Origin of the sequence: Serratia sp. CY47444 (assembly GCF_052168635.1) — a bacterium.
GTDB classification, from domain to species: domain Bacteria; phylum Pseudomonadota; class Gammaproteobacteria; order Enterobacterales; family Enterobacteriaceae; genus Serratia; species Serratia bockelmannii.
Genome location: NZ_JBJNMH010000001.1, coordinates 97,904 through 123,949 on the forward strand (window position 1 = coordinate 97,904; position 26,046 = coordinate 123,949).

The following is a 26,046-nucleotide window of genomic DNA, read 5'->3' on the forward strand; positions in this document are numbered from 1 at the left end:
TTACACGCCGAAGTGACAGGACGGACCCCGCCACGTTAACTCCGGCGATATGCGGTGGCTAAGCCTGACTAGCGCCCCTCCCGAGTTGCGGCTAACAAGGCTTGTAACGAGGGCGCTTCGATCAGATTCTCGATACAGGCCATCAGCCGTCGCGCGTTATTCCTCAATCCATGATTCGGCGACTGCTCACAACAGCGAAGAAATTTATCCCGAATATCCTGCATATCCGCCGGGTTCTCCGGCCAGCCGCGGCCGAATTCGGCTTCGAGCCGCAGCGTATCACCTTGTTCCGGCGTGATATGAAGTTCGAAGCGGTCAAACCGTTCAAAGGCGTGTTGTTCATGAACCTCGATACGCTGCGCTAGCGCAACGACCGTAGGTTCTGTCGCGAAGGCCGCACTGAATTCGAGAGCGCTGGCTTGGCCGCGCAGCAGCGCGTTAGCGATGATGTAACGCGCGCTGAATTGCGCATCGATTTCGGCCGTTTTCTGCGGCTCGTATGGCGCACCGCACACCATGCGCATGGTCGGTGATGCATGCAGCGTGATCTTCGCTCGTTCGGGATCGGGCAATTGCCGGTGTGGCCCGTCGTTCAAGAGCGTTTCTGTCAACGCCAGCAGAATGCTGCAATGTGGGTATAGCTTGAAGCAGGTCGCTTCTTCCCCCAGAAAGGCAATGCCCAATTGGTGGGTCAGCATCCCCAGATCGGGTTCGCCCGGCGCATAGAGATTGAAAAAACCGTTCTCGCCGCTCAGGACGCGTTTGGGGCCGCTTATCCCCGCCTGAGCCATCAAAACGGCTTCCAGCGCATGGCGCGCCACCAATCCCTGGCTGATGCGCACCGCCAGCGTCTTGTCCTGATAGTGTTGGAAGGTGCCGATGCCGAAATCGAACGCCAGACCTATGGCGTCGGCGAAAGCTTGTTGATCCAGGCGCAGCAAGCGGGCGGCGATCGCTGCGCCTGAAAACAGGCCAAGGATATTTGAGTCGAATCCGCGGTAGAAAAAGCCGTTCGCCTGCGCAGCAAGGTTGATGCGTTGTGCGAAGTCCTGGCCGACGGCCAATGCCGCCAACATATCCAATCCGGAAGCGCCCGACAGTTCCGCCGCAGCCAGCGCGACTGGAATATCCGAAGAGCTGGGATGCCAGCCGGGGGAGAGAACGTCGCAATAGTCGAGCGCGCGGGCTCGCACGGCGTTGACGAACGCCGCCTGCGGCGCGGCGAGGCGTTCTTCACTGCCGATAATGCTGGCCTCGGCGTTGCCGCTCCAGCGTCTGGCCAGCGAGAGCGCCGCGTCGACGCCGCTTTGGTCATAACCTGCGGCGAGACAGCCAAGATTATCCATCAGTCGTTTGCATTGGAATGCCAGGACAGCGGGGGGAACCATGCACGCATCTATCTGTGAGGCGAAAGCGATCAATTCCTCGATCGGGTCGACCGATAATTTTGTCATGTTTATTCCTCGTTCAGTCGTTCAGCGGACTTGCTCAGCAGGGCGTTTTCAGCCTGTGAATGCAGACGGAAACGCGGATGCAGCATGATCAGCAGCCATACGGTCATCGCGATGCTGAGCAATCCGGCCCAAAACATAGCGATCCCGAAACCGTCGGCGAAGGCGCTGTGCGTCAGATCTTGCAGGCGATTCGCGCCCACCGCGTCCACGGCCGTCTGCTGTTGCTCTATCACCGCTACCCGGGCGATTTCGGCAGCCTGTTCCACCCCCTGAGTGTGCAACGCCGCTGTTAAAGTCGTGACCGCTTGCATGCTCATCAATGTGCCCAGCAGCGCGATGCCCAGCGTCATGCCGGTTTGTCGCAGCGCGTTCATCGTTGCCGATGCCATCCCAGATCGTTGCGGCGCGACGGTGCGCATCACCAGCGCGCTGGTCGCCGGCATCGACAACCCCATGCCGAAGCCGAGTAGCGCCAAATACAGCGCCACCAGGGGGTAAGACGAGTCGGCGTGCAGCTGCGTCAGCAACAGCAGGGCAATGCCCATCAGACCATAGCCGGCGATCATCAGCGAGTTCACACTCAGTTTGGCGGACAGGCGGCCAAAACCCGAAGCGGCCAGCGCCATGGCGAGAAACTCCGGTGCCATGCGCCAACCGGTGTCCGCGGGGCTCCAACCCTGAGCCTGTTGCAGAAATAACGAGACGAAGAAGACGCTGCTGTAAGCGGAGAATCCAAGCACGAAAGAGGCGAAGTTGTAGCCGGTAAAGTCGGCGTGACGAAATAGACTCAGTTGCAGCAAGGGGCGTTTGACCCGGGTTTCCACCCAGAGAAACAGCGCAAACAGCACCAGGGCGGCGTACAGCGGAAGGCGCGACTGCAAGCTGTGCCAGCCGAACTCACCGGCGGCAATCAGCCCATAGGTCAGCGCGCCGAGCCACAAGATGCTCAGCCCTTGCCCTAGCGGATCGAGCGCAGCGTGTTCCGGATGCGAGCTCTCTCTCAATCCCCAACTGCCCAATACCAGCGCGACGATCCCGACCGGAATGTTGATCCAGAAAATGCCCGGCCAACCAGTGGTGTGTACCAGCAGGCCGCCCAAAACCGGGCCGATCACCAACGAAAGCGCATTAACCGAGGACCAAATGCCGATCGCGCGGGTCCGCAGCTGTTCTTCCGGAAACGCGTGTGTCAGCAGGGACAGCGCACCCGGGATGACGGCTGCACCGGCGATACCCTGGATCACTCGACCGGTCAGCAGCATGCCGAGGCTGGTCGCGAATGCGCAAACGATCGAACCAACGGTAAACAGGGCGACGCCGAAGAGCCAAATGCGTTTACGGCCAAACCTGTCGCCCAGCGGGCCGGACGAAAGGATTAACGCGGAGAGACATAGGGCATAAGCGTCAACGACCCACTGCAAGCCCGACATGTCGGTTTGCAGTGATTCCAGCATCGTGGGCAGTGCCACATTGACGATGCTGATATCGAGCGACGCCATAAATGTACCCAGACAGATGGCGGCAACGAGCGAAATCCTGCGCATACCGGACATAGAGGGGCTCCTTATTGAGAGAGGGTGATAGTGAAAACTATTCTCACATTATATTATGACCGACCGTCGGTCAATGGAGTGTGAATATTGATTTCACTGCGCTAGATCGGCTGGTCAATGGCAACAACATTGGTTACGATGGCCGCTGGATCCACACTGGACGTTGATATGAAGACAAAAGAAAAGATGAAAGAAACACAGCCTCGAACCAAACCGGCAGAAGTGCGCCTGGATGAATTGATGGATGCGGCACAGAAGCTGTTTATCGAAAAAGGATTTGAAGCGACCACCATCAGCGATATTGTCCGTGACGCCAACGTCGCCAAAGGGACGTTCTACCACTATTTTCCGTCCAAAAACGAAATGTTGTCCGCTTTACGTATACGGTTCACTAATCACTTTATCGAGAAAATTCAGCTGGCTATCGATGAATGTGCACAAGATGACTGGTTGGCGCGCCTAAGAGCCTGGTGTGATGCCGGCGTGGCGACCTATTTTGAAGGTATGGAATTGCACGATGCGCTGTATCACGATCATCATTATCATACCCGGGGCAATCAGGATCGTGATGCCGTGCTGGAACAGATCCTGACGATTTTAAACGATGGCGCCGCGGCGGGCGCCTGGAGTCTGGATAATCCGCACTTGACCGCCATCCTGATGTATCACGGCATGCACGGCGCCGTGGATGACGTCATGGTCAATCCCAACGCCGATCGTCAAGGACTGGGGGCGGCGCTGGCGCAGGAGTTCATGCGTTTGCTGGGGTGTCGCTGATCGTTCACGGCTCCGCATCGAGCGATACCCAGTAACCGGGCTGATACGGAATGGGAAGAAAACGCGCGAAAAGCTCCGCAAATGTCGCTTCGGGATCGACGCCGGCGAACAGCGACGGATGAAACCAGGTGGCCAGCCGCTCGATAGCGACGAAATTAAAGGGATGATCGTAAAACGGGTGCCAGATGGCATACGCTTTTCCGCTCTTTGCCGCGGCCAGGGTGCGATAAGCCGGGCGTCGCATCAATTTTTCCAGGCGCGTTTTTGCCAGCGCCAAATCTGCGCCGGGGCCAAGGTTGACCCAGTCACCGCTAGGTGAATAATGACTCCAGTTGCTGCCGGTCACAACGATTTTATCGGGCCGGGAAGCGATCACCGTTTCCTGGCTCAGTGAACCGTAAACGCCGTGGATATGCCTCTGGGCCAAGTTGAATCCGCCTGCGATATTCACCATTTCACCGTAGTTGCCATTTCCCCAAGACAGACAACAATCGTCGTACAACCCGGCGGCGCGCTCCATCATTACGCGTGGGCGCGGCGGAGACCGTTTTGCCAGCGTATCGAGGATCGTATCGAGATGTCGCTGACGGAAGCGAACCAAGCTGTCTGCGCTTTGCGGATTATCAAACAGCTGTCCCATGATGGCGATGCTTCTGGCGCTGTTGTTCATCAGGCCGATGCTCATATCGACAAATACCACGGGGATATTGGCCGCCGTGAGCTTAGCCATCAAACCGCTCGCTTCCAGCGCCGAGCGAGTATTCGCATTGAGCAACATGACTTCGGGCCGCAAGGCGATCAACCTTTCCAGATCGAATTGCATCTGCTGCACCCCGGCGAATGTCGGCAACTGCGCCAACTCTGGAAAATGACGCAGATACAGCCGATAGCTATCCAGGTCGGCGGTGCGAAAATTGTCTCGCCAGCCCACCAGTCTTTCCATCGGCGCGCGGGGATTAAGCGCCGCAACGGTATAAAACAGATTGCCTTCCGCCAGGAAAATACGCCGCAGGGGATAACGTAAGGTCACCGTTCGCCCGACGATATCGGTCACGGTCTGCGTATCGGCCTGCGCGCGCAGAGATCGCAACGGCGAGGAAAGCGTCAGCAAAGTGGCGACCTGCAGAAAACGCCGTCTGCGCATCAGAAATACCAACTTATCGAACCGGTGACGCTGCGTTCGATGCCGATGCTGCAGTAAGGCGCACTGGTGCAACTGGCGACATAAGATTTGTTGGTCAGGTTGTTGATGGTCAACCCCAATTCGAGGTTATACAGGCGCGGGTCCCAGGCACCCGGCGTATAGCGAACGGTCATATCGCCGAGCCAAACGGCAGGCACTTTAAAGGTGTTGGCGCCATCTCCCCAGCTGGCCCCCAGGTAGCGAGCGCCGCCGCCGATCAGCAGCCCCTGCAGCGGCCCTTTAGTAAAGCGATAGTCCAGCCACATTGAGCCGGTTTGCGCCGGAACACCGACCGGATGTCGCCCCAGGGTGTTATCGTTGGCTTGAGTCACGACGTTGTTGACCCAGGCATAGGACAGCATCAGGTTAAGGCTATCGGTCAGCGCCGCACGCGATTCCAGCTCCACGCCGCGAGAACGTACTTCACCAGTCTGGGTGTAATAGCTGGGATTGAGGGGATCGATGGTGTTCACATCGCGCTGCGTTAGTTGGTAGACCGCCAGGCTGGTCATCATTGCGCTGCCGGGCGGCTGCAGTTTCAATCCCATCTCATACTGAGTGGAATGGGTGGGTTTGAACGGTGAGCCCTGAGCGTCGGTGCCGGTCAGCGGATCGAAGGCGGTAGAGACGCTGGCCCATGGCGCCAGGCCGCTGTCGAACGGGTGGCTCAATCCGGCACGATAGCTCCAGGCGGCGTCATTGGTTTGCGTTTGGGTATGGACCAGATTGTCACTGGTACGCATACGCGACCAGTCATGACGGCCGCCCAACAGCAAATGCCATCCGCGCCAGCTGGCTTCGTCCTGCCCGTATAAACCGGTGCGGTGAAAACGTTGCGTTGTCGACGTGCGTGAAACCGGAACAGGATCGAATGAAGGGCGGTATTGACCGGACCAAGGATCGAACGTCACGGTTTGCGATCCCCACCAGTCTTTATCCAGTTTACCGGTCTGGTAGTCGATGCCGACCAACCCTTGGTGGGCGATGGCGCCGGTAGCGAATTTCACCTCGGCCTGGTTATCCATCACGATGCTGTCCGCCTGACTCGGGGAATCTTGGTAGACCGCCGTCAAAAGGCGGTTGTCCGGCGTGATGGCGCGGGTAAAATCGCGTTGCACCGCAGAGTCTACATGGGAATAGCGTAGGTTTTGCTTTAATCGCCAGCGATCGTTCAACTGCACTTCAAACAGTGAGGTCACATCATATTGCGTGCGGCTTGAGTTCTCGTGCGCCGGATCGCTGTAATTTTTATCGGTATCTATCTTGCCGCGCGCGTTGGGCAACAGCCCCAGAACCTGGGCGGGCAAGGTGTTGTAATAGCCCGACTCGGGTTCACGCAAATAGTGAGTCAGCACGGTCCAGCGCGTGCGTTCGTTGGGCTGCCAGGTGATGGCGGGGGCCAGATAGAGACGCTTCTGCCGGGTATCTTCTATCTGCGAGCCGCGCGTGGCTGCCAGGCCATCGAAACGATACAACCACTGTTCGTCATCGGTCAGTGCGCCGGTGGCATCGAGACTGAGGGAACGCGTACGGTCGTTGCCGACATCCAATTTAAGCTGATTCGACTCGGTAGCGGAAGGCCGCCGGGAAATCATATTGATTACGCCTCCGGCACCGCCCTGGCCGTATAACGAGGAGGAGGGGCCATGCAAGACTTCGACGCTTTGCAACCCCCAGGTTTCAATCTGTGGCCCCCAAATGCCGGTATTGCCGATGACGCGTAAACCATCCAGATAGTAGTCCGCCTCAAAGCCGCGCATTCTGGCGAAGTCCACGCCGCTGGAAAATGCACCGAAGCGTTCTACGGCAACGCCGGCGCTGTAGCGCAGCGCCTGACTGACCGTATCGGCTGATTGCACGTCCATTTGCTGTCGATTAACCACCGAGACGAATTGCGGCACGTCGACAAGCGGCGAACGGGTTTTGGTTGCCACCTCCGCTTGTTGGGCCGCGTAGCCCTGTGGAACGTTGCCCGAGGACGAACCGTCAGCTACCACCCATATCGACTCTTCGCCTGCCGCCAGAGTCAGGCAAGGCACCATGCCCAAAAAAAACGGGCAAAGATAAGCGTGCCGCAAATGAAATTCGTTGAATTTATTCAAAAATAATCCCTCTTCAAGTAAGAGTCTCGCTGTGGGGCGGGAGCCTGGCCATCTCAGGCAAGCGTTAAAATACCCATTGACCGACTGACGGTCAATATGAATAATTATCAATACCATTTAACGATTGGATAACATTATGAAGACTCTGGATGATTTATTGGCGCTGTTAGCGGAGGTGGGCGTACCTGAAGACGTACTGCAAGCGGCGGATGGCAGCTGGCAACTGCGCCAGGATTTAGCGCTCAGTTCGGCGGAAACCGTGGCGTTGCAGGCTCTGTTGAAGGCCCGCCGCGTCGATGCGCCCTCGCTGTGGGGAGGACAAGACTATTCATTAGATCAGCTTATTTCTGAAATGTTATAAGCAACTATGAAAAAAACATTGTTTATAACCTTATGTTTAAAAACAAATTTACGGCAAAATGGCCCGCATGAAACATAAGGTATACAAATAATTAACCCCAAAGTAATTGACTGACGGTCGGTCGTAGTGTTTGATGGCGACCAGAAAATGAAGTGTTTTTGAGTCCATTTTGCTTTTCATTGTGAGCCAATACAGAAGTAACGGCGCCGCCTGACAGAGGTGCCGAAAGCTGTTTGTTTAACGAATTGTGATTGAGAAAGATAACAGTCAAACAGTGAGTTAACTCATTATGGAGTCGCTATGGTTAGTGTTGGGGATTCAATCAATCAACGTTTATTAAAGGCCCTTCAACAACATGGACAGCGCCCGGCGCTTTTTGAACGCGGGGAGATTTACAGTTACGACTGGCTGAACGGTGCGGTCGCTTCAGCCGCCTTGAAGTTGCGCCAATTAGGCGTGCAAAAAGGCGATCGGATCGCGTATCAATTGCGCAATACCCGTGAAGCGGTTGTCGTCATGCTCTCTTCGTTGATGCTCGGTGCGATCCCGGTGCCGATATTACCTTCTTATCGTGAAAAAGAGCTAAGGCACATTCTGCATCTGACCGCGCCGAAAGTATTTGCCTTGCAGCGCGGTTCCCGTCGCTATAACCCACTTGCCGCTCTGCAGACGCTGTTGACGGAAGGTCTCAATATCGATGTGATACTGGTCGAAGATTACGACGACGCCGGGCACGATACTCGCTACCTGAACTTACAACAGTTCTGTTCACCCCTGGTGCCTTCGCCGCCACTTCACGCCGTCACCATGACGCCGTCGGATACCGCCGTCATGTTGCTTTCGAGCGGCACCACCGGTTTGCCCAAGGCGATCGCCCGCAAGAATGGCGGTTACAGTTATATGATCGAATGCGGCTGTGACGTGTTTGCTCTGGACAGCCAGTCGGTCTATTTCGCTGCGATGCCGGTTTCACATGGATTCGTCATCAATTGCCCCGGCATACTGGGTACGCTTTCTCGCGGCGGCGCTGTGGCGCTCGCCGATGCGCCCTCGGCGGAAACGGCGTTGGACGCGATCGAGCGATGCGGCGTGACGCATACCACGCTGGTGCCTGCGCTGCTGTCGCAATGGAGCGAACTGCAGCAAAAAACGCCGCGCAACCTGGCAACGTTGTGGCATGTCCAGGTGGGAGGGGCCAGAGTGACGCCAGAGCTGGCGGCCTCCTCGTCCCGCAGTCTCGGCATTACCCTGCAGCAATGTTATGGCATGAGCGAAGGGCTACTGTGTTTTAACGCGGTTGACGATGACGATGCGGTGCGGTTCAGCTCTCAGGGTCGGCCTTTGAGTCCCTATGATGAAGTGCTGATCGTCGATGAAAATGGCTGTTCTTTGCCCGTGGGTAAATCAGGTGAACTGATCACCCGCGGCCCTTATACGCTCACCGAATACTACCAAAATCCCCAGGCGAATCTTGCCGCATTTACCGCTGACGGTTTTTACCGCACCGGCGATCTGGCGCATGTCGATGCCGCAGGCAATATTTTCATCGATGGGCGCGTCAACGATTCGATTAACCGCGGGGGAGAAAAATTCAGTCCGAACGAGATAGAAGAACTGGCAGAACAACATCCTGCCGTGGTGCGAGCCGCTTGCGTGGGCATGGCGGACGATCTGTACGGTGAGGTGCCGTGTCTGTTTGTCACCAGTACGGATGACACGCTAACCCTCAGCGCATTGCGCCGTTTCTTTGAGAAAGAAGGGCTGGCGGCGTTCAAGGCACCGGAAAAATTGATCGTCATCGACGCCATCCCCATGAAAGGCATCGGCAAGATAGATCGCCTGACGCTGCGCGATATGCTGCGCCAGGAGCAGTCCGTCAGAAACACGGCGGGGTTGAACTCATGACGCAATTGCGCACTTCTCTCGGCTGCGCGGTGAGACTCAGCCGCCCGCGCAGTTCGCCGGTCACCAAACAATTGGTGGTCTTTCCGCATGCCGGCGGCGGCGTTGCGTTCTACCAGCACTGGCGAGAGCTGCTGCCGGACGAGGTGGATCTGTTCATCATGCAATATCCCGGCCGGGAAGAAGCGCAAAGCGCGCCGGCCTGGGAAACGGCTCAGTACGCCATTGCGCGCTGCGTCGATGCGCTGCATGCCTCGCTGGGCATCGCACCGGCGGTGATTTTCGGTCACAGCATGGGCACGCTGCTTGCCCTGCAGGTTGCCGCGGCGCTGCAAACGTCGCGCTTTCGCATCGACACCGTTTTGTCGGCCCAGCGCGCGCCGTCAGAACTGAAATTACTCCAGCAGGAAAGCCAGCGACAAAAAGTGTTGGACCACATCCTGGCATTCAGTGAAAGCAGCGGCGCGTTGACGCTGGATGCGCTCACTCGCCCGCTTGTCACCCGATTGATACAGCAAGACCTACGGCTGCTGGGCGAACTCAGCGCAGAACCGTTGCCCGGCCTGCAGCCGCGCATTTGGGGCGGCGACGACGACCCGTTGGTTAGCCGCTCCGCGCTGTCGCAGTGGAAAAAAGAACTCCCTGGCAGCCAGGTTCAACTCCTTACGGGCGATCACTTTTATTTCATGCAGGATACCGCTGCATTTCTCCGCCGGCTGCTTCAGTAACGCTGGCTTATTTGTCAACCTATGGCTTTAAAGGAACCTCTGATGAATTTTGAGCTGTTTAACCCACAGGATTGCGCACCGGATACGGAGAAAGCCTTTACTCTGTTCCCCCAGTTGAAAAAATTCTATGCGGCGTTAGGTAACACCCCGCTGGTTGAAGTGCCCTCGCCAAAGGGGAAGGCGTCGATTTACGCCAAGTTTGAGTTTGAAAATCCGTTTGGCTCGGTGAAGGATCGCACCGCATTCGGCCTGTTTTGCGATGCCATCAATCAACACGATTTCGCCGCCGGCGAATTGAAATTGCTCGATTCCTCGGGGGGCAATATGGCGAAAGCGCTGGCTAAGCTCGGCAACATGTGCGGGATAGCGGTGCAGGTGGTGATCCCGGATTCATCCCCGCAACCGTTGATCGACACGCTGAAGGGGGACAACGCTGTCGTTACCCTGGTCGATCGCAATCAGTTCCTGCTCGGCGTCATTGCACGCAGCCAGCAGATTGCGCATGAAGATGGGAGTTGGACGCTGTTATCCCAGCATCTCAACCTGGTTAATACCGCCGTACATCAGCATGCGACTGGCGCGGAGATCCGTCGGCAGTTGAACGGCGAGCGTGTCGATGGTTGGGTGTCCGCGGTAGGGACTGGAGGCACACTGTCTGGCGTTGCGGCGGCGCTACGTCAGGATAACCCACAGCTGATCGTGTGGGGCAGCACGCCGCGCGAACTGCCTTACGGTACGTTGTCCGCCCCGAACGGAGAACCGAAGTTCGCCGGTGCCGGCGGGTTGGGATTTGGTTTTCGCCAGCCTTTCATCAGTAAGCTGATGCAGCAAGAACCGCCTTTCAATCCGGTTTCTTATCGGGAAGCACTCAGTGCGATGCATGAGTTCCATCAACTGACCGGCGTCAAAATCGGTGCCTCCTCCGCCGCCAACTGGAAAACGGCCTGTAAGCTGGCTGAAACGTTGAGTGCAGATCAACGCATTGTCACGCTTTTTGCCGACGCGGGTTCCGATATCGACCGAGAAAAAGGGCGTGAGTGGTTCAAACAATCTGAAGCCTTATCGGTTTAACAACACCTCAAAGGAATATTTTATGGAAATTATACAGGGCAATAATAATGTATTGTCTGAGTTAATTACGCTTGGCGATTATGTTCGGGAATTAATCGGTTCCGGCAAAAGCACTGCGGAAATTGAACGTGTTCTGGCATCGAAAGACGGCTATAAAAATGTCACGATCCTTTCCGTTATAGAAATGGCCAATATTACCTTCAAAGCGAAAACGAACAATGCGCCTAACGTGGGTGATGCCAATTCACACACTGACCTGCTGGTGGATCAGCAAGGGCGTGATATCGGCACGATGAAGGGCCAGGGGTGGAAAATCGCGTCACTGCCTGACGACAGCGTGATTTCCTGGTATCACGAAACCGCTGAAACGCCGCTGGGACGGATCGAAACCGCCGGCATTTGGAACTCCAGCGCCATTTGGGCAGGACAATGGCAATCGCTGTTCGCTGCCGGCGTTAGCGGGGATGTCATGGGGAAAATCGGCGTTCGTCAGCTTTATCAGGATATTCCGCGAGAAAAATATCTGACGCTGATCGTTCTGTTGCCGTTGGATCAGATTAAAAGCTTAATTAAAAAATAATTCTACCAAACACACACAATATCCATTGCGAGGGATAGGTATGCACACGTCAGTACACTGGGATGTCATTATTATCGGTGCTGGCCCCATAGGGCTGGCCGCCGCGTGGAATTATGCGCGTGAACATCAGGATCATAAAATTTTGGTGCTGGAGCAATATGCGCTATTTACGCAATTAGCGGGTACCAGCGGGGAGGAACGCCATTGGCGTTTGCAATATTCGGAATTGGAAATATTCCGCCTTACCCTGGAAGCCGACAAATTATGGCGGCAGTTGGAACAACAGGCGGACAGAAAACTGATCCACCGCATTGGCAGCCTGTGGTTCGGCGATGCGGATGTCTGGACCAATGAGGGGCAGATCCGTCAAACCATGCTGTCGATGGATGAGATGAGATTGCCCTATGAACGTCTGACGATGCGCGAAATCGAACGGCGCTACGGTTTTACCGGTCTGGACAGCAACTATGAAGGGTTCTTGCAGCAAGACGGCGGGGTAATCGATGTTAAAGGTACCCTGACGTCGCTTTACACTCTGGCTAGCGAGGCCGGCGTGGAATTCCAGTTCCAACAATGCGTGAAGGCCGTGGAGCCGGATGCGCGGGGGGCAACGGTGCTGACGGCGCAGCATCGCTATCGCGCCCGTAAGGTGCTGGTCGCTGGCGGGCCGGGCAGCAAGAAGCTGCTGCGCCAGCTGGATATCGATCTTGCGCTTTCCACCTATGAGATGGCTTGCATCAGCATGCTGCGCAGTCAGCGTCTGGGGGCCAACGATCCCTTCTGGTTTGCTTTCCAACCGCCGGTGGAGAGCGACAGTAACCTGTTTTACGGTTTCCCGCCCAATCCGTGGTCAGTCAATGGATTTGACCGACTGGGGACCGATTTTGAAGTGGATCCGATCACCGAAGCCAATGCGCCGAGCTATCGGGCCAACCCGCAACACGTTGAGCGAGCGCTGGAGTTTGCCCGGCGGCATATGCCGTTCCTCGAGCCGGACAAACAACATTCCGCCGCGAGCTGCCTGGCGGTGTTGCCTACCGATCCGGCGCGTCAATTCTATCTCGACAGCGCCAAGGGCCGCTGCCACGGCGGCGAGCATCTGGTGGTGTCGGCAGGCGGATGGGCATTCAAGTTTACCCCTCTGATGGGGCAAATTTGCGCCGATCTGCTGGCGGAACGAGAACCTCGGTGGGACATCAGCGCATTGCGCTTCTAATCGGAGAACCTCTATGCAGCAGGTGAACAGCAATGACCGGGATATCGCCTTGGTGGGCATGGCCTGCCGCTTCCCGGGCGCCGAGGACGTGGAAAGCTGGTGGCATAACTTGATCAACGGCGTCGAATCGCTGGTTCGCGTCGACAACGAGCAACTTGACTCGGCCGACGCGGGCTATATTCCCGTCGCCGCACCGGTAGCCGGCGACATATCCCGCTTCGACGCGGGATTCTTCGGCCTGAGTGCGCGCGAAGCGCTGCTGATGGATCCCCAGCATCGGCTCTTTTTAGAGTGCGCCTGGCACGCTCTGGAAAACGCCGGAGTAACGCCGGGTGAGCTTGACGATACGGGCTTGTTTGCCGGCTGTAGCAGTTCCGATTATTTACGTCAGGCACAGGGCTCTGCGTTGCTCGACAAACTCAACCCTTCGCCGTTCGAGCGGCAAATCGCGAGCGATAAAGATTACCTCACCAGCCGAGTGGCCTGGCACCTAGGCATCGGGGGGCCGGTGTGTAATGTACAGGCTGCTTGTGCCACTTCGCTGGTGGCGGTTTACGAAGCGGTTCACGCGTTGCGCAGTGGCCGTTGCAATATGGCTATGGCCGGCGCTTGTACCCTCAGGCTCCCGCAACATGAAGGATATTTCGCGCAGCAAGGCATGGTGTTTTCCACCGATGGGCACTGTCGGCCGTTTTCTGCAGATGCCAGCGGCACGGTGTTCGGCAGCGGCGTCGGCATTGTCGTGCTGAAACGGCTGTCTGACGCACAGGCGGCCGGTGACGACATCATTGCGGTGATCAAAGGCGTAGCGATGAACAATGACGGCGCGCGCAAAGTCAGTTTTACCACCACCAGTTTGCACGGCCAGCAACGCCTGCTGCGCCAAGCTATGGACGATGCCCGCCTGGCACCGGAAGATTTTCGCGCCGTCGAAGCGCACGGCACGGGAACGTTGGCCGGGGATCCCATCGAATTTGAGGCGCTGAACGGCGTTTTCCGCGAGCGGACGACGCACCGGGCTTTCTGCGCCATCGGTGCAGTCAAGGCTAACGTCGGGCACCTGGAAACCTGCGCCGGCATGGCGGGACTGATCAAGGCCGCGCTGCAAATCAAACACGGTTGGCTCACGCCGCAGATCAACTTTGACTCGCCGAACCCGGAAATGGCGTTGGCGGATAGCCCGTTTGAGTTTCTCTGTTCCGCTCAACGTTGGGATCGCGACGATCCACGCAACGCCATCGGCGTTAGCGCCTTCGGCATCGGCGGTACCAATGCGCATGTCGTGCTGGTAAGGCCGCCGAAAACGCCTCAAATGCGGGCGGCGATAGCGCCGTTGGCGACTGTCGTGCCGATCAGTGCGCAATCGGAGCAGGCCTGGCATCGCTTGGTCAAACGTTATCAACAGCGGCCATGCGGCGAGAACGACGAACGCCTGGCCTGGAGCGCACAAAGTGGAAGAAAGTCGCTGCGTTATCGCGGCACTCTGCATATCGGCGAGCAGGGCGTGTTGAGCATGAAAGAAAGCATGGTGGATACGGGAAAAGGGCGTTTGTCGGTGGTTTTCCAATTTCCCGGGCAGGGAAGCCAGTTTATCGGTATGGCCAGCGAACTGATGGCGCAGGATGCGACATTCAAAACGCTGATGAATGACAAGCTGCAGATATTGCAAACACAGGCTGCACTGGATCTCTCCCCGTTGTTTACCGGCCAGGCGGCCCCCGAAACAATTAACAACACGGCCTTGACGCAGCCGGCCCTGATCGCCGTCGAGATCGCCGTGGCCGAACTGTTGATACATTACGGCGTCGAGCCGGATTGGGTCGTGGGGCACAGTTTGGGTGAGATTGCCGCCGCCTGGGCCGCCGGTGTGTTCTCGGCGCAAGACGCGTTGGTGTTCGCCGCCCGGCGCGGGCATCTGATGGCCGGGCTGCAGCCTGGTGCGATGCTGGCGGTAGAACTGAGCGCTCAGCAAGCCCAACCCTGGCTTGGCGATCGGCTGTCTCTGGCGGCGGAAAACAGTGAGAACGGCTGCGTGCTTTCTGGCCCGGTGGCGGCGATTCGCGCCTGCGAAGGACAGATGCGGGACAGAGGAGTACGTTGCAAGGTGCTGAGCGTTTCGCACGCGTTCCACTCGGCGTTGATGGATCCCATTCTTGATGAACTGGCCAGCATTGCGCCGCCGCCGCGTGAGTCGACGTCAAAGGTCCGCTACGTCTCCGCATTGCTGGCGACCGAAGTCGCTCCCGCGGCGCTCGATGCCCGCTATTGGTCACGCCATGCCCGTGAACCGGTGGATTATCACCGCGCCTTGCAACACCTACCGCGGCGCGGAAAAACGCTTTTCATCGAAGTAGGGCCGGGATCGACACTCACGGCGCTGGTCGCGCAGCTAAAATCCGCCGGCACCGTAACGGCGGTGCGCACCTTGCCGCGCCGCGACGAAGCCCAGAGCGAAACCGCCGTGTGGATCCAGGCGCTGCAAAAAATCTGGCGTGCCAGCGTCAACGTTAACTGGCGCCGCCTGTGGCAACAGCCTCCTTCCCGCATTGCATTGCCAATGTATCCCTTCGATCCGGCGCAATGGTGGTTGGGCGAGCGAGATATGCAGGGGCCGGAAGCAGGGCGAACATCGACGACGGCGGATAAACCCGATCCGCAGATGGCGCGCATCTGGCGCATTTGGGGCGACGTGACCGGCGTGAACCCTGACTCCAACCACTGCGACTTTTTTGACGCCGGCGGGCAATCGCTGATGGCATTGCGGCTGATGGCCTTGTTGGAACAAGAGTTTGGCCGGTCGGTAGGCATGGCCGATTTCCTTAAGCGGCCAACGCCGTGGGGCATAAAACAACAGTTAGACCAGGCTGGAGCATTCGAGCAAGAATCCCATTAAAACAGGATGGCAAATTATGTCAGTTAACAATGAATTGCTGAATACGCACAACCAATATCAGGTAGAAACGATCGTAATCGATGACGACACGTCATTCACTCTGGCTTACTCGTCGCAGATCAAGCTGCTGCCGGCCAATGGCGGGATCCGCTGGCGCAACTATGCGTCCCGCCAGCAGCAGGAAGAAGAGGCGATCATGCTGGCGCAGCGCATGTCGCTGAAGCATGGATTGTACAATACCGGTTTCAGCGGTGGCAAAATCGTGGTGAACAGCAAGCGTTCTCCCCAAGAACAACCGGCGGTGCTTGAAGCGATCGGCGACCTGCTCAATCGCTATGGCGGCACCATGTTTACGGGATGCGATATCAATACTGGCAATCGAGAGATGGACTATTTGCGGCAGTTTACGCCATGGATCCTGAATGCCATGGACAGCCCGCAAGTCGACACGTCGGTGGCGACGGGCTACGGCGTCTGGAGCTCGATGAAAAAGGTGTTGACGCTGCGGCTCAATCATTTGCCGCGGGCCCGCATTGCTATTCACGGCATGGGTAAAGTCGGGGCGGAAGTGGCGAAACAAAGCCTGCTGTTCGGTTGCGAAGTGGCGGCGTATGACATCAATCCTGCGGCGCAGTTCCCGCCTGGGGTCCGCCGCGTCAGTGAAGACGAACTCTGGGCGCAATCCAGCGAGGTGCTTTGCATCGCGTCCTTGTCCAACATATTAAATGCGCAGAACGTTGAACAACTGAATACGCGTTGGGTGATTAGCAGCGCCAATTCGCCGTTCAGTACGCCGCAGGCAGAACAGCGGCTGCTGGCGCGCGGCATCCACTATCTGCCGGACTATGTCAGTAATGCCGGCGCGGTGATCTGCGACAGCATCGAAATGGCGTTCACCGACCGGTATAACCAAATGAATCAGGAACAGGTCAATGCCTATGTGCATTCCGTGATTGGCGCCAAGACCGAGGAGTTGCTGCAGCGTGCTCAACTGCTCAATTGCGATGTCGGGCAATTGTTGCAACCGATCAAATCCGCCGCCATGGTGGCGTAACAATGGGCCGGGAAGCCTGCGCTTTCCCGGCCTTAGCTGTTTAACGGGCATAAATTCATGATCATCGTAAAAGACGCTTTGCGGAACAAAGTGGAAACCGAGTCACAGGGGCACCGCACCGTGCTGTATACAGCAAGTGGTCAACCCAGTTATATGCATGTGATCTCTCGCTTTACGCTGCAAGAGGTCACATCAGGGTTAGGAGAGGCGATTCATCCTGCCTTTATCGTCAACGGCCAACTTAAAGACGCCTTTTTTTATGGCTGTTATCCGGGAACTCTGGTCGATGGAGAACTGGTCAGCCAACCCGATACGGCTCCGGCGAGCTGGCACGATCTGGCCACATTTCGTCGGGCGGTGGCGCGCAACGGCGCCGGATGGCATATTGGCACCAATGCGGAATGGGCCGCGCTGATGTTCTGGTGCCGCCATCAAGGATGGCCGGAGTTGGGCAATACCGAGAGTGGCCGGTCGCATCACGATCGCCGTCAGTATGGTAAACGATGCGACGGCGGTGCCGTGGGCGATGGACAGGGCGATCCGACAACCTTTACCGCATCCGGCCCGGGAGCCTGGTATCACGACGGTACGCCGTACGGCATCGGCGATCTGTGCGGTAATTTGTGGGAATGGCAGCACGGGCTGAAATTGGTCGCGGGGGAAATTCTGCTCTTGCCGGATAATGACGCCGCGATGCCAATGACCGAAGATGAAGACGAACGCTGGCGCGCGGTCGACCTGGCGACAGGGGCATGGGTGCTGCCCGGCAGTGGAGGGACGGCTAAATTCGATGCAGTCGCACCCATTCGTACAGGCAATGCCGGCGCGCCGCTTATTACCGACTCTATTCAGCATTTTAACGGCGATCCGCAGGATAACGGATATCCGCCTGGATTGATGGACGATGCGTTCGATCGTATTCGCATGGCAAGCGGGGCACCGTTACCGGATGTGTTGAAAATTCTTGGCATTGTCCCTCATCACCGGTGTGCGGACGGCGATCAGGTTTATCTGCGTAATTACGGTGAACGCATTCTGATGCGCGGCGGTGCCTGGTATTCCGGCGCCGCCGCCGGACTGAGGACGCTGTGCCTGAGCCATGGTGCGGGGCACGCTAGTGCTACGGTCGGCGCCCGGCCGGTATGGTGTTTGTAAGCTGTTGGCGATGCACTGGCCTGCGCAGCGGCCGTGGCCGCCGCGCAGGGGGTTATTGGCTGATCGTCTGCTGTAGCGCCTGAACGGAAGAGACGATGCCGGCATCGACCGACATGGTTAAGTCTTCCATTTCCAGCGACACCCAGTCGTTGTAGCCCATCATGCGCACCACCGAGAAGAATTCCTTCCACCACTGCAGATCCCGGCCGCAGCCGACGGCGACATAGTTCCAGGCGCGGCCGGCCACCTTGTCGATCGGTTTGGTTTCCAGCAGTCCGTTAACTTCGACGACACCGCGTTCCAGGCGAACGTCTTTGCCGTGTACATGGTGAATGGCGGGGCCAAGGGCGCGAGCGACCGCGATGGGATCCGCGCCCATCCAGATCAAATGGCTGGGATCGAGGTTCAGGCCCACCATCGGGCCAACGGCCTCGCGCAGCCGGAACAGCGTTTCCGGGTTCCACACCAGCATGGCGCTGAAGTTTTCCAGCGCAAAGCGCTCAACGCCGCACGCTTTGGCTCGGGCGACCAGTGCCTGCCAATAGGGGATCGCCACCTCATTCCATTGATAATCCAGACAGTTTTTCACCGTCGGCGGCCAGCTGACGGTATAGGTGATCCAGTTGGGGATGGTGTCATGCGGGCTGGCCGGCGGCAGGCCGCTCATCATGACGATCTTCTTCACCCCCAACAGGCCGGCCAGCTCCAGCGTATTGTCGGTTTGGCGCAGATGGCGTTGCCCCAGCTCGCCCGGATCGAGCGGATTGCCGGAGACATTGAGCGCGGCGATCTCCATGCCGCGGCTGGCCAGCGCCTGCTGCAGCTGCCGGCGTTTGGCGGGGTTGGCCAGCAGATCGTCGGCATCCAGATGGGGCGCCGGGGACCAACCGCCGGTGGTCATTTCCACGCCGCGCACCCCCAGCTCCAGCAGCCGATCCAGCATCGGCTCGAAGGGTAAATGGCCAAGGCTGTCGGTACAGAACGAAAGTTTCATGGTGCTTTCCTTATTGGTAATTGACCCAGGTGGCGCCGTTGTCGGCGGAACGAACGCAGTTTTCAATCCAGCGCACGCCTTCCAATCCGGCATCGATATCCGGATAGATCAGCGCGGCCAGCGTCTGCCGATCGCCGCGCTGACTGGCGCTGATCGCGATGGCGAACTTGAGGTAGATATTGGCCCAGGATTCGGCCAACCCTTCGGTATGCAGCGCGCCAAGCCGCTCTTCTGCCAGGGCGCTGTCGTCCAGATAGGGCATGCCGTGGTGCAGCGTTTGGTTGGGCCGCCCCTGGATCTCATAGCGCAATTCGCCGGGCGTGGAATCGCTCCATTGCAGGCTGGCGCGTGAGCCCACCACGCGGATGCTTTGGCTGTCCATCGCGCCCGCGTTGATGGCGGAGGCCCACATGCGCCCGACGGCGCCGTTTTCGTAGTGCATGAGCACCATGGCGTTGTCTTCCAACGGAGCGCGGGAAGAGATAAAGCTTTGGCGATCGCACAGCAGGGAGGCAATCTTCATATCGGGCATCACCAGCTGCGAGATGTAGAAGGTGTGGGTGGAGATGTCGCCCAGCACAAAAGAGGGGCCGGCGATTTTCGGATCGACGCGCCACTTTTGTGCCTCGAACGTGTCCGCGCTTTCGTTGGCATTGAAGCCGTGGGTGTACTGCAATTCGACCATGCGTATTTCGCCGATGTCGCCGTTCGCGATCATGGCGCGCATCTGCATCAGCAGCGGATGGCCGGAGAAGCCGTAGGTTACGCCGACGATAAGGCCTTTCTCCGCCGCCAGCGCCTTGATTTCTCTCGCCTCCGCCGTGGTGAAGAACAGCGGCTTTTCGCAGATGACATGCAGGCCGGCATTCAGCGCGGCGCGCGTGATTTCATAGTGGGTGCCGTTGGGAGTGGCGATGGTTACCACCTCAACGCCATCTTCGCGGTTAGCTTCTTGCTCCAGCAGCTGTTGATAGTTGTCATAGCAGCGTTCGGCGGGCACGCCGAGATTGACGCCAAACTCACGTCCGCGCGCCGCGTCGATATCAAAGGCGCCGGCAACCAACCGATAGGCGGTGTTGTCGCGCAGTGCGCCGGAACGGTGCTTGTAGCCCACCTGGCTGAGGCGGCCGCCGCCGATCATCGCCCAACGCAGCGGGCGAGGGATGCTTCTTTCACCATTTAACATGCTGACTCCTGATACTGTGGCTTTGCACCCGGGTGCAAAATGGGTTGAAAAAGAGAGTGGCAACGGCTTATTTCTGGTTCATCTGCGCGAATTGCGGGTAGTTTTCTCGCGCCACGGTGGCGTAGGGTATCCAGTTATAGGGCTCGGTTTTGGCGTGATCCAACATCGCTCGGGTCACCTGCACCGCGCCGATCGCCTGGGCTTTGGCATCCTGGAAAATGGTCACCGCCAGGTCGCCGTTTTTGATAAATTGCAGGCCGTCGGGCGTGCCATCGATACCGGCAACCAGCACGCCATTCTTTTTGGCCTGCTTCAGCGCCATGATCGCGCCGATGGCCATCTCATCGTTGTTGGCGGCGATCGCATCGATCGGCGTGCCGTTCAACAACCAGCCGGAAACCACGTCGACCGCTTCGTTGCGCTGCCATTTGGCGGTCTGTTTCTCTACCACTTTCAGGTCTTTGTGTTTGGCGATCACCGCTTCTACCGCACGGGTACGTTCGCGGGTTTCTTCGTTGGATAGGGCACCCATCAGGATCGCCACGTTGCCGCGGTAATTCATTTTTTTCGCCAGGGCCTCCATCTGCAGGCGGCCGCTGAGCGCCGAATCGGAGCCGACGTAGGCCGTCGCGCCGCTAAGCGGCACTTCGGGCTTGCGGTTGACGAAGATAAGGGGGATCGCGGCGCGTTGGGCAGCCGTTATCATCGGCTGGACGCCTTGCGTATCGACCGGGTTGAGGATAATGGCATCCACGCCCTGATTAATCAGATCGTCTACCTGCTGCACCTGCAGGGCAACATCGCCCTTGGCATCGACGAACTGGCCTTGCAGTTGCTGCGCAGCCAGTTCTCGTGCCATTTGGCTGCGCAGGATGGAGACGAAGTTGAGATCGAAGTTGGCCAGCGCCACGCCGACCTGGTAGGTCTTGGCCTGGGCGGTCACGACAAACAGCGAGCAGGCTAACATCAACAGCAGTCTGGTTTTTTTCATTACGGTATCCTGTTGAGAAGAGAGGTGTTATGTAAAAACAGTTCTTTTGCAACCGGGTGCAAGGCAGGAGACAAAACCGCGATGAGTCTCTGAATGCCACCGTGAATGTCGGCCATGGATAAAATTTGGTCAACAGGGAAAAGGTGAAAACAGCGCGGACGATCACAAACTCTTTACGTTTTGCACCCGGTTGCATAACAAATTGCAATCGGGTGCAAAAACGGGACATAATTGCAGCAGGCATGCCGGCAGGCGCTTAGGGGATCTGAGCGAACAGGGTATAGTGTGACTTCACCGAAGCAGAGATCGACGCAACCATGACGAAACACCACAAAGCCACCGCCAGCGATGTCGCCGAAAAGGCCGGCGTCTCTAAATGGACGGTATCGCGCGCCTTTACGCCCGGCGCGTCGATCTCAGACAACGCGCGTGAAAGCGTACTGGCGGCGGCGGCCGAGCTGGGCTATCGACCCAATCTGCTGGCGCGCAGCCTGTCGCAAAAACGCACGCACATCATCGGCGTGGCCATCGACGAAATGAAGAACCCGCATTCGATGATGATGCTCGATATGGTCACCAAACAGCTGCAAACCCGCGGCTATATGGCGCTGCTGCTGAACATCACCGCGGGGGAAAACTACCGGGCGGTGATGGCGATGGCCGATCAGCTGCAGGTCGATGGCATTTTGTTCCTGGCGACGGTGTTAACCCAAGAGTGGGCGGCGATCGCGCAAGATCTGCATCAGATCCCGCTGGTGCAGGTGTGCCGCAATACGGAAAGTGAACACATTGATGTGGTGAACATCGACGGCTACCGCGCCGGCGAAGAGATCGCTGGGTTGCTGATAGAACAAGGGCATCGGCGCTTTGGCTACATGAAGGGGCCAGACACGCAAAGCAGCCATTTGCTGCGTATGGAAGGCTACCGCGACAAACTGATGGCCGCCGGTTTTCAGCTGGATCGGGTGCTCACCGCTGGCCACTACGATCGCCAGCGCGGTTTCCAACTGATGAGTGAATACCTGCAGGCAACGCCGGAAAGTGAGCGGGTTGAAGCGCTGTTCTGCGAGAACGACGTGCTGGCACTGGGGGCGCTCGAAGCGCTCAGGCAAGTAGCACCGTCGTCAGCCATGGCCGTGGTAGGTTTCGACGATATCGACGAAGCCGGCTCAGCCAATTGGGCGCTGACCAGCTACAGCCAACGCATTGACCGGTTAGTCGAGGAGGCCTTGAATCGCCTGATCGACAATCGCACCACGGCAGACGGCGCCTGGCGGCATGGAGAGTTGCGAGTTCGGCGGTCGCATTTGGCTGGGAAACCGGCGTAAGGATTTCTTTTTGTGTGACAATGTCACTATTGAGGCTTGATGAGAGCACATCGAGATGTAAAGAAGAAACTCTATAGAAGAGAAAGCGTTACATCCAGAGGGCCCATCGCCAGCGGTGGTAAGTACCGCTGGGAACGCCATGGCAAACAGGTGGACGATGAGCAGTTGCCGCTGCGTGAAAGTATGCATGGGCAGATACAACATGGCATGGATTACACGCCGCTATTTCAATTTCTGCTCAGTAAAGTGGGCCAACCCTGGAATGAAGTACATAGCGAAGCGGTAAGTCGGTTGGATAAAGAAGCGCCTATTTTTTACCTGGTGGCGCTGCACCGTAAAAACTGGCAGAGCTATGTCCGCTGTGGTGAGTCGAGCTATTACAGCGGACTATGCATAGATGATCACGGGATACTGCAGAAAGTGAACCCGGCATTCACCGCAGAAGATGTGCCGGTGAGATGCCGCTGTTGTACCTATACGTTCAACGGGGAACTCGTACCCGTCACGGAAAAGAACTGGCAAAAACCCTATGAGAAGGAATCCTGGGAATAGTCAGGTTTCACGAGTGTCATTCTGGTGTAGATTGACTGCCGAAGTTTGCCAGATTTCACGTAGCGCGATCAAAAAAGGAGGGCATTTTGACCCATTTTGCACAGTGGCTTAGCCAAATTCAGGCGCTTGAGGTTGAACTGCACCAGCCAACAACGCGCTGCGATCCGAAACATGTCGCGGCATTGTTGCATGAAGACTTTGAAGAGATTGGTCGTTCAGGCCTACGTTATGACAAATGCCAAACCGTTGCGGCGCTGGAGATGGAAACGGATTATCCGCCGATTTTCGCCGAAGGGTTTAAGCTGGCGAAAATCAGTGAAGGCGCCGTGTTGCTGACGTATAAAAGTTTTCAGCGTGACGCGCAGGGCCGCGTCGTTCGTTGCACCGAACGCTCATCGATTTGGCTCCTGACGGAAAAGGCGGGTTGGCAGATGCGCTTTCATCAAGGTACGCCGACTAAGGGCTAAACTGAGATGGGTTGACAGATGGGCTTAAAACATAAAAAAGGATGTCAGCCTGATAAGCCTTGAAGGTGAGGTGAGAAAGGACGGGCAGGATAACCCCGGTGCGTACCCAGTAATTACATTTAACATAATATACATTATGTGCACCTGTGTGGTGATATGTGGATTCTGCCGTCCAGGCCTGATCATGGGCTTTCTCCTGCGGCCAGCCATGCCAGCGCCAGCTGCTCATGCCGCTGAACAAATTCGTTTTTCAACCGGCCATAAGCCGCCGGGTTTTGCCGGCTGTCTTCTGCTGCCTGGCGTTTGATTGCCGCATATTGCTGAGCAACACCCTGATGCTTGCGCAGATAATCTCTGAACGCCAAATGTCTGATCGCCTGTTCACTTCCTGTAGTAAATGCATGTACGTGATGCGTGCGATCGCCGTTTCCCTTGATGTAGTAACGTCTGCCAGCAATGCCGTTCTCGCCACGCGGCGTATATCCCATGTTACGCATCCCGTCATTCAAGCCATCCAACGCCGCCAGACTTTCAACCTCCAGCAAGATATCAATCGTTGGTTTGGCTGCCAGTTCCGGTACTGCTGTGCTGCCGATATGATGAATGGCCGTTAAAACGCCAGCCAATATCTCGCGTAGTTTCAGCGCTTCATCTTTATAACGTTCCACCCACTGCGGATCATAAGCTTCGATCGTGATAATGCGTGCTGACATTTTCCACTCCAATAATGATGACCAGGCATGGTTTCCAATGGCGACCTGCCGATATTGGCCAGAAATCCCCTGCTTTTTTGATCGCGCTACGTGAAATCTGATAAAACCTGGCGGCTACGGATACTGCAGATTTCTCCCAAACGCGTCACTTAAACGGGCACTATTTGTATGCCAAATGCGCATCGGCGTGCGTTTGCATCGCTTTCGGCGCCCACCACGGCGTTGGCTATACTGAATGGGAATATTCTTCCACGCTCCTGGAGCCTCCCCATGTTTGACCATGTGAAATTTGGCGTCAGCGACTTTGCCCTCAGCAAAGCGTTTTTCCTCAATGCGCTGGCGCCGCTGGGCGTAAAGATCGTTGCCGAAGGTGAACCCGACTATGGCGTTGAGCTGTGCCCCGATCGGGGTAACGTGTCATTATGCCTGTTTCAGACCGATGAAAAACCAGCGCATCTGCACCTGGCATTTGCCGCAAGCAGCCGTGAACAGGTCGATGCGTTCTATCACGCCGCGTTAAACGCCGGCGGCAAAGACAATGGCACGCCCGGCTTGCGGCCCAATTACCATGCCCATTACTATGCGGCATTTGTGATCGCCCCGGATGGCCACAATATCGAGGCGGTTTGCCATCACCCGATGGATTAGTGATTTTCCCTGTTAAAACAGTCTATTAATTAAGAATTGATACGATCTATTTAACATAACGTAATTGTGACGCGGTCACCTTTAGTTACCCTGTCACGTCAATCCACTCCGCTCCGGTGATGCTGGCCAGCCGCAGTGGCGCAATTCTCACGCCTGAGTTATCGCTGCCGCCTGCCGGAAGCACTTCACCGTAGCTGCACAGGCTGCGGTCGCAGTAAATTCTCACCGTTTCCGGTGCGGCAAAGGGGCAAACGCCGCCGGGCGGATAGCCGGTCAGCGCCTCCACCTCCTCTGCCGGCAGCATACGCGCCTTTACGCCGAAGAATTGTTTGTACTTCTTGTTGTCGATTCTGGCGGTTCCCGCCATCACCAACAGCACCACGCCGTCGTTCACGCGAAACGACAGCGTCTTGGCGATCTGCCCGCTCTCCACCCTAAAGGCTTCCGCCGCCAGCGCCACCGTAGCGGTATTCTTTGCCAGCACCGTCACCGCCGTTTCCGGTGCGTGCTCGGCCAGAAATCGCTGAACGCGCTCTATACTCATGCCCTTCCTCCTGATGTTGCTAAGCCATTGATAATGCCGCAGTGATGGCTTCGGTTTTAACACCGCATGCTAAAAATGAGAATCAAAATTGTTCAAATCGGTAAATCTGAACAAAGCTTTAAGGGGCCAATGCCCTTTTTACCTATCATTTTTCATGGAGATACCTGCATGACCACGCAAACGACAGCAAGGCCCTCGGCGGCCGCAGTGGCCGTCTATGAATGGCTCAACCCGATACCCTATGGATTTTTCACCGCGGCGCTGATCTTCGACATCATCTATGCCTGCACGGCGAACATTCAGTGGGTCAATGGTGCAGGCTGGCTGATCGCCATTGGCCTGGTTTTTGCCATTATTCCCCGGCTGATTAACCTGGTGCAGGTGTGGTTCGGCAGCGGCCGGCTGCTGGGTTCATCGGTCAAACTCCATTTCTGGTTGAATCTGATCGCCATCGTTTTCGCCATCATCAACGCTTTCGTGCATAGCCGGGATGCGTACGCCGTGGTGCCGGAAGGCCTGGTGCTATCTGCCATCGTGGTCGCGCTGCTGAGCGTGGCTAATGTTCTGCTGGCCCTTGCCACCCGTGCAAAATAA

The 26,046-nt window shown here is 57.2% G+C and carries 24 protein-coding genes; 15 read left to right on the forward strand and 9 right to left on the reverse strand.

The genetic code is table 11. The annotated features are described in order from the left end of the window. Nucleotides 1-68: 68 nt before the first annotated feature. A complete protein-coding gene (locus tag ACJ8IL_RS00445; protein ID WP_060433064.1) occupies nt 69-1,454 on the reverse strand; it encodes an MmgE/PrpD family protein in 1,386 nt (461 codons plus the stop codon). Nucleotides 1,455-1,456: 2 nt separating this feature from the next. Next, entirely contained in the window at nt 1,457-3,007 is a 1,551-nt protein-coding gene (locus ACJ8IL_RS00450) for an MFS transporter (RefSeq protein WP_442516275.1), read from the reverse strand. 117 nt (nt 3,008-3,124) lie between these two features. Between ACJ8IL_RS00450 and ACJ8IL_RS00455 the strand changes: the two genes are divergently transcribed. Beyond that, nucleotides 3,125-3,784 (forward strand): TetR/AcrR family transcriptional regulator, encoded by a 660-nt coding sequence (locus ACJ8IL_RS00455; protein WP_230201386.1) that lies wholly within the window; start codon nt 3,125-3,127, stop codon nt 3,782-3,784. A gap of 4 nt (nt 3,785-3,788) precedes the next feature. Here the strand turns inward: ACJ8IL_RS00455 and ACJ8IL_RS00460 are convergent, their stop codons facing one another. Together ACJ8IL_RS00460 and ACJ8IL_RS00465 are read right to left on the reverse strand one after the other, a co-directional pair. Beyond that, complete coding sequence (locus tag ACJ8IL_RS00460) at nt 3,789-4,928, reverse strand: ABC transporter substrate-binding protein (protein WP_072269830.1); 1,140 nt, start codon at nt 4,926-4,928, stop codon at nt 3,789-3,791. Then, nucleotides 4,928-7,069: a TonB-dependent siderophore receptor gene (locus tag ACJ8IL_RS00465; RefSeq protein ID WP_173888810.1), complete on the reverse strand. Its 2,142-nt coding sequence runs from the start codon at nt 7,067-7,069 to the stop codon at nt 4,928-4,930. Before ACJ8IL_RS00465 ends, ACJ8IL_RS00460 begins: the two co-directional genes overlap by 1 nt. A 136-nt stretch (nt 7,070-7,205) precedes the next feature. Between ACJ8IL_RS00465 and ACJ8IL_RS00470 the strand changes: the two genes are divergently transcribed. From ACJ8IL_RS00470 to ACJ8IL_RS00510, 9 genes are all read left to right on the forward strand, one after another. Next, nucleotides 7,206-7,430 carry a hypothetical protein gene (locus ACJ8IL_RS00470; protein ID WP_060433068.1) on the forward strand — a complete coding sequence of 75 codons (225 nt, stop codon included), beginning with the start codon at nt 7,206-7,208 and terminating at the stop codon, nt 7,428-7,430. A 300-nt stretch (nt 7,431-7,730) separates the two neighbouring features. Next, nucleotides 7,731-9,335 (forward strand): AMP-binding protein, encoded by a 1,605-nt coding sequence (locus ACJ8IL_RS00475; RefSeq protein WP_060433069.1) that lies wholly within the window; start codon nt 7,731-7,733, stop codon nt 9,333-9,335. Beyond that, complete coding sequence (locus ACJ8IL_RS00480; RefSeq protein ID WP_060433070.1) at nt 9,332-10,060, forward strand: thioesterase II family protein; 729 nt, start codon at nt 9,332-9,334, stop codon at nt 10,058-10,060. Before ACJ8IL_RS00475 ends, ACJ8IL_RS00480 begins: the two co-directional genes overlap by 4 nt. A gap of 42 nt (nt 10,061-10,102) precedes the next feature. Next, nucleotides 10,103-11,131, forward strand: a complete 1,029-nt coding sequence (locus ACJ8IL_RS00485; protein WP_060433071.1) for a PLP-dependent cysteine synthase family protein — start codon at nt 10,103-10,105, stop codon at nt 11,129-11,131. A 22-nt stretch (nt 11,132-11,153) separates the two neighbouring features. Next, nucleotides 11,154-11,711: an allene oxide cyclase barrel-like domain-containing protein gene (locus tag ACJ8IL_RS00490; RefSeq protein ID WP_060433072.1), complete on the forward strand. Its 558-nt coding sequence runs from the start codon at nt 11,154-11,156 to the stop codon at nt 11,709-11,711. 40 nt (nt 11,712-11,751) lie between these two features. Next, nucleotides 11,752-12,927: an NAD(P)/FAD-dependent oxidoreductase gene (locus tag ACJ8IL_RS00495; protein ID WP_197769609.1), complete on the forward strand. Its 1,176-nt coding sequence runs from the start codon at nt 11,752-11,754 to the stop codon at nt 12,925-12,927. 13 nt (nt 12,928-12,940) lie between these two features. After that, entirely contained in the window at nt 12,941-15,820 is a 2,880-nt protein-coding gene (locus ACJ8IL_RS00500) for a type I polyketide synthase (RefSeq protein ID WP_442516276.1), read from the forward strand. Between the two features lie 16 nt (nt 15,821-15,836). Then, nucleotides 15,837-16,874 carry a Glu/Leu/Phe/Val dehydrogenase gene (locus tag ACJ8IL_RS00505; protein WP_197769607.1) on the forward strand — a complete coding sequence of 346 codons (1,038 nt, stop codon included), beginning with the start codon at nt 15,837-15,839 and terminating at the stop codon, nt 16,872-16,874. Nucleotides 16,875-16,931: 57 nt separating this feature from the next. Continuing rightward, nucleotides 16,932-18,029 (forward strand): hypothetical protein, encoded by a 1,098-nt coding sequence (locus ACJ8IL_RS00510; protein ID WP_442516277.1) that lies wholly within the window; start codon nt 16,932-16,934, stop codon nt 18,027-18,029. A gap of 52 nt (nt 18,030-18,081) precedes the next feature. Here the strand turns inward: ACJ8IL_RS00510 and ACJ8IL_RS00515 are convergent, their stop codons facing one another. From ACJ8IL_RS00515 to ACJ8IL_RS00525, 3 genes are all read right to left on the reverse strand, one after another. After that, nucleotides 18,082-19,023 carry a sugar phosphate isomerase/epimerase family protein gene (locus tag ACJ8IL_RS00515; protein WP_442516278.1) on the reverse strand — a complete coding sequence of 314 codons (942 nt, stop codon included), beginning with the start codon at nt 19,021-19,023 and terminating at the stop codon, nt 18,082-18,084. 10 nt (nt 19,024-19,033) lie between these two features. Then, a complete protein-coding gene (locus tag ACJ8IL_RS00520; protein WP_043137340.1) occupies nt 19,034-20,209 on the reverse strand; it encodes a Gfo/Idh/MocA family protein in 1,176 nt (391 codons plus the stop codon). 67 nt (nt 20,210-20,276) lie between these two features. Beyond that, nucleotides 20,277-21,200 (reverse strand): substrate-binding domain-containing protein, encoded by a 924-nt coding sequence (locus tag ACJ8IL_RS00525; RefSeq protein ID WP_173888800.1) that lies wholly within the window; start codon nt 21,198-21,200, stop codon nt 20,277-20,279. A 317-nt stretch (nt 21,201-21,517) separates the two neighbouring features. On the opposite strand from ACJ8IL_RS00525, the gene ACJ8IL_RS00530 reads away from it, so the two are divergent. From ACJ8IL_RS00530 to ACJ8IL_RS00540, 3 genes are all read left to right on the forward strand, one after another. Next, nucleotides 21,518-22,528: a LacI family DNA-binding transcriptional regulator gene (locus ACJ8IL_RS00530; RefSeq protein ID WP_049204044.1), complete on the forward strand. Its 1,011-nt coding sequence runs from the start codon at nt 21,518-21,520 to the stop codon at nt 22,526-22,528. A gap of 39 nt (nt 22,529-22,567) precedes the next feature. Next, nucleotides 22,568-23,080 carry a hypothetical protein gene (locus tag ACJ8IL_RS00535; RefSeq protein ID WP_442516279.1) on the forward strand — a complete coding sequence of 171 codons (513 nt, stop codon included), beginning with the start codon at nt 22,568-22,570 and terminating at the stop codon, nt 23,078-23,080. An 86-nt stretch (nt 23,081-23,166) separates the two neighbouring features. Then, nucleotides 23,167-23,547 (forward strand): nuclear transport factor 2 family protein, encoded by a 381-nt coding sequence (locus ACJ8IL_RS00540; RefSeq protein ID WP_043137323.1) that lies wholly within the window; start codon nt 23,167-23,169, stop codon nt 23,545-23,547. Nucleotides 23,548-23,729: 182 nt separating this feature from the next. Here ACJ8IL_RS00540 and ACJ8IL_RS00545 read toward each other — a convergent pair whose 3' ends face one another. Then, nucleotides 23,730-24,260 (reverse strand): GrpB family protein, encoded by a 531-nt coding sequence (locus tag ACJ8IL_RS00545; protein WP_060433080.1) that lies wholly within the window; start codon nt 24,258-24,260, stop codon nt 23,730-23,732. Nucleotides 24,261-24,530: 270 nt separating this feature from the next. Between ACJ8IL_RS00545 and ACJ8IL_RS00550 the strand changes: the two genes are divergently transcribed. Next, nucleotides 24,531-24,908, forward strand: a complete 378-nt coding sequence (locus ACJ8IL_RS00550; RefSeq protein ID WP_442516280.1) for a VOC family protein — start codon at nt 24,531-24,533, stop codon at nt 24,906-24,908. A gap of 85 nt (nt 24,909-24,993) precedes the next feature. Here the strand turns inward: ACJ8IL_RS00550 and ACJ8IL_RS00555 are convergent, their stop codons facing one another. Then, nucleotides 24,994-25,452, reverse strand: a complete 459-nt coding sequence (locus ACJ8IL_RS00555; protein WP_442516281.1) for a YbaK/EbsC family protein — start codon at nt 25,450-25,452, stop codon at nt 24,994-24,996. Nucleotides 25,453-25,620: 168 nt separating this feature from the next. Here ACJ8IL_RS00555 and ACJ8IL_RS00560 point away from each other — a divergent pair, with 168 nt between their 5' ends. Further along, nucleotides 25,621-26,046 (forward strand): DUF2231 domain-containing protein, encoded by a 426-nt coding sequence (locus tag ACJ8IL_RS00560; RefSeq protein WP_442516282.1) that lies wholly within the window; start codon nt 25,621-25,623, stop codon nt 26,044-26,046.

Coding starts and splice junctions, on each gene's coding strand:
- ACJ8IL_RS00510 (WP_442516277.1), top strand. CDS start 16,932: ATGATCATCGTAAAAGACGCTTTGCGGAACAAAGTGGAAACCGAGTCA.
- ACJ8IL_RS00455 (WP_230201386.1), top strand. CDS start 3,125: ATGGCAACAACATTGGTTACGATGGCCGCTGGATCCACACTGGACGTT.
- ACJ8IL_RS00490 (WP_060433072.1), top strand. CDS start 11,154: ATGGAAATTATACAGGGCAATAATAATGTATTGTCTGAGTTAATTACG.
- ACJ8IL_RS00520 (WP_043137340.1), bottom strand. CDS start 20,209: ATGTTAAATGGTGAAAGAAGCATCCCTCGCCCGCTGCGTTGGGCGATG.
- ACJ8IL_RS00460 (WP_072269830.1), bottom strand. CDS start 4,928: ATGCGCAGACGGCGTTTTCTGCAGGTCGCCACTTTGCTGACGCTTTCC.
- ACJ8IL_RS00485 (WP_060433071.1), top strand. CDS start 10,103: ATGAATTTTGAGCTGTTTAACCCACAGGATTGCGCACCGGATACGGAG.
- ACJ8IL_RS00505 (WP_197769607.1), top strand. CDS start 15,837: ATGTCAGTTAACAATGAATTGCTGAATACGCACAACCAATATCAGGTA.
- ACJ8IL_RS00535 (WP_442516279.1), top strand. CDS start 22,568: ATGAGAGCACATCGAGATGTAAAGAAGAAACTCTATAGAAGAGAAAGC.
- ACJ8IL_RS00480 (WP_060433070.1), top strand. CDS start 9,332: ATGACGCAATTGCGCACTTCTCTCGGCTGCGCGGTGAGACTCAGCCGC.
- ACJ8IL_RS00500 (WP_442516276.1), top strand. CDS start 12,941: ATGCAGCAGGTGAACAGCAATGACCGGGATATCGCCTTGGTGGGCATG.
- ACJ8IL_RS00550 (WP_442516280.1), top strand. CDS start 24,531: ATGTTTGACCATGTGAAATTTGGCGTCAGCGACTTTGCCCTCAGCAAA.
- ACJ8IL_RS00470 (WP_060433068.1), top strand. CDS start 7,206: ATGAAGACTCTGGATGATTTATTGGCGCTGTTAGCGGAGGTGGGCGTA.
- ACJ8IL_RS00495 (WP_197769609.1), top strand. CDS start 11,752: ATGCACACGTCAGTACACTGGGATGTCATTATTATCGGTGCTGGCCCC.
- ACJ8IL_RS00560 (WP_442516282.1), top strand. CDS start 25,621: ATGACCACGCAAACGACAGCAAGGCCCTCGGCGGCCGCAGTGGCCGTC.
- ACJ8IL_RS00445 (WP_060433064.1), bottom strand. CDS start 1,454: ATGACAAAATTATCGGTCGACCCGATCGAGGAATTGATCGCTTTCGCC.
- ACJ8IL_RS00525 (WP_173888800.1), bottom strand. CDS start 21,200: ATGAAAAAAACCAGACTGCTGTTGATGTTAGCCTGCTCGCTGTTTGTC.
- ACJ8IL_RS00515 (WP_442516278.1), bottom strand. CDS start 19,023: ATGAAACTTTCGTTCTGTACCGACAGCCTTGGCCATTTACCCTTCGAG.
- ACJ8IL_RS00555 (WP_442516281.1), bottom strand. CDS start 25,452: ATGAGTATAGAGCGCGTTCAGCGATTTCTGGCCGAGCACGCACCGGAA.
- ACJ8IL_RS00530 (WP_049204044.1), top strand. CDS start 21,518: ATGACGAAACACCACAAAGCCACCGCCAGCGATGTCGCCGAAAAGGCC.
- ACJ8IL_RS00475 (WP_060433069.1), top strand. CDS start 7,731: ATGGTTAGTGTTGGGGATTCAATCAATCAACGTTTATTAAAGGCCCTT.
- ACJ8IL_RS00545 (WP_060433080.1), bottom strand. CDS start 24,260: ATGTCAGCACGCATTATCACGATCGAAGCTTATGATCCGCAGTGGGTG.
- ACJ8IL_RS00450 (WP_442516275.1), bottom strand. CDS start 3,007: ATGTCCGGTATGCGCAGGATTTCGCTCGTTGCCGCCATCTGTCTGGGT.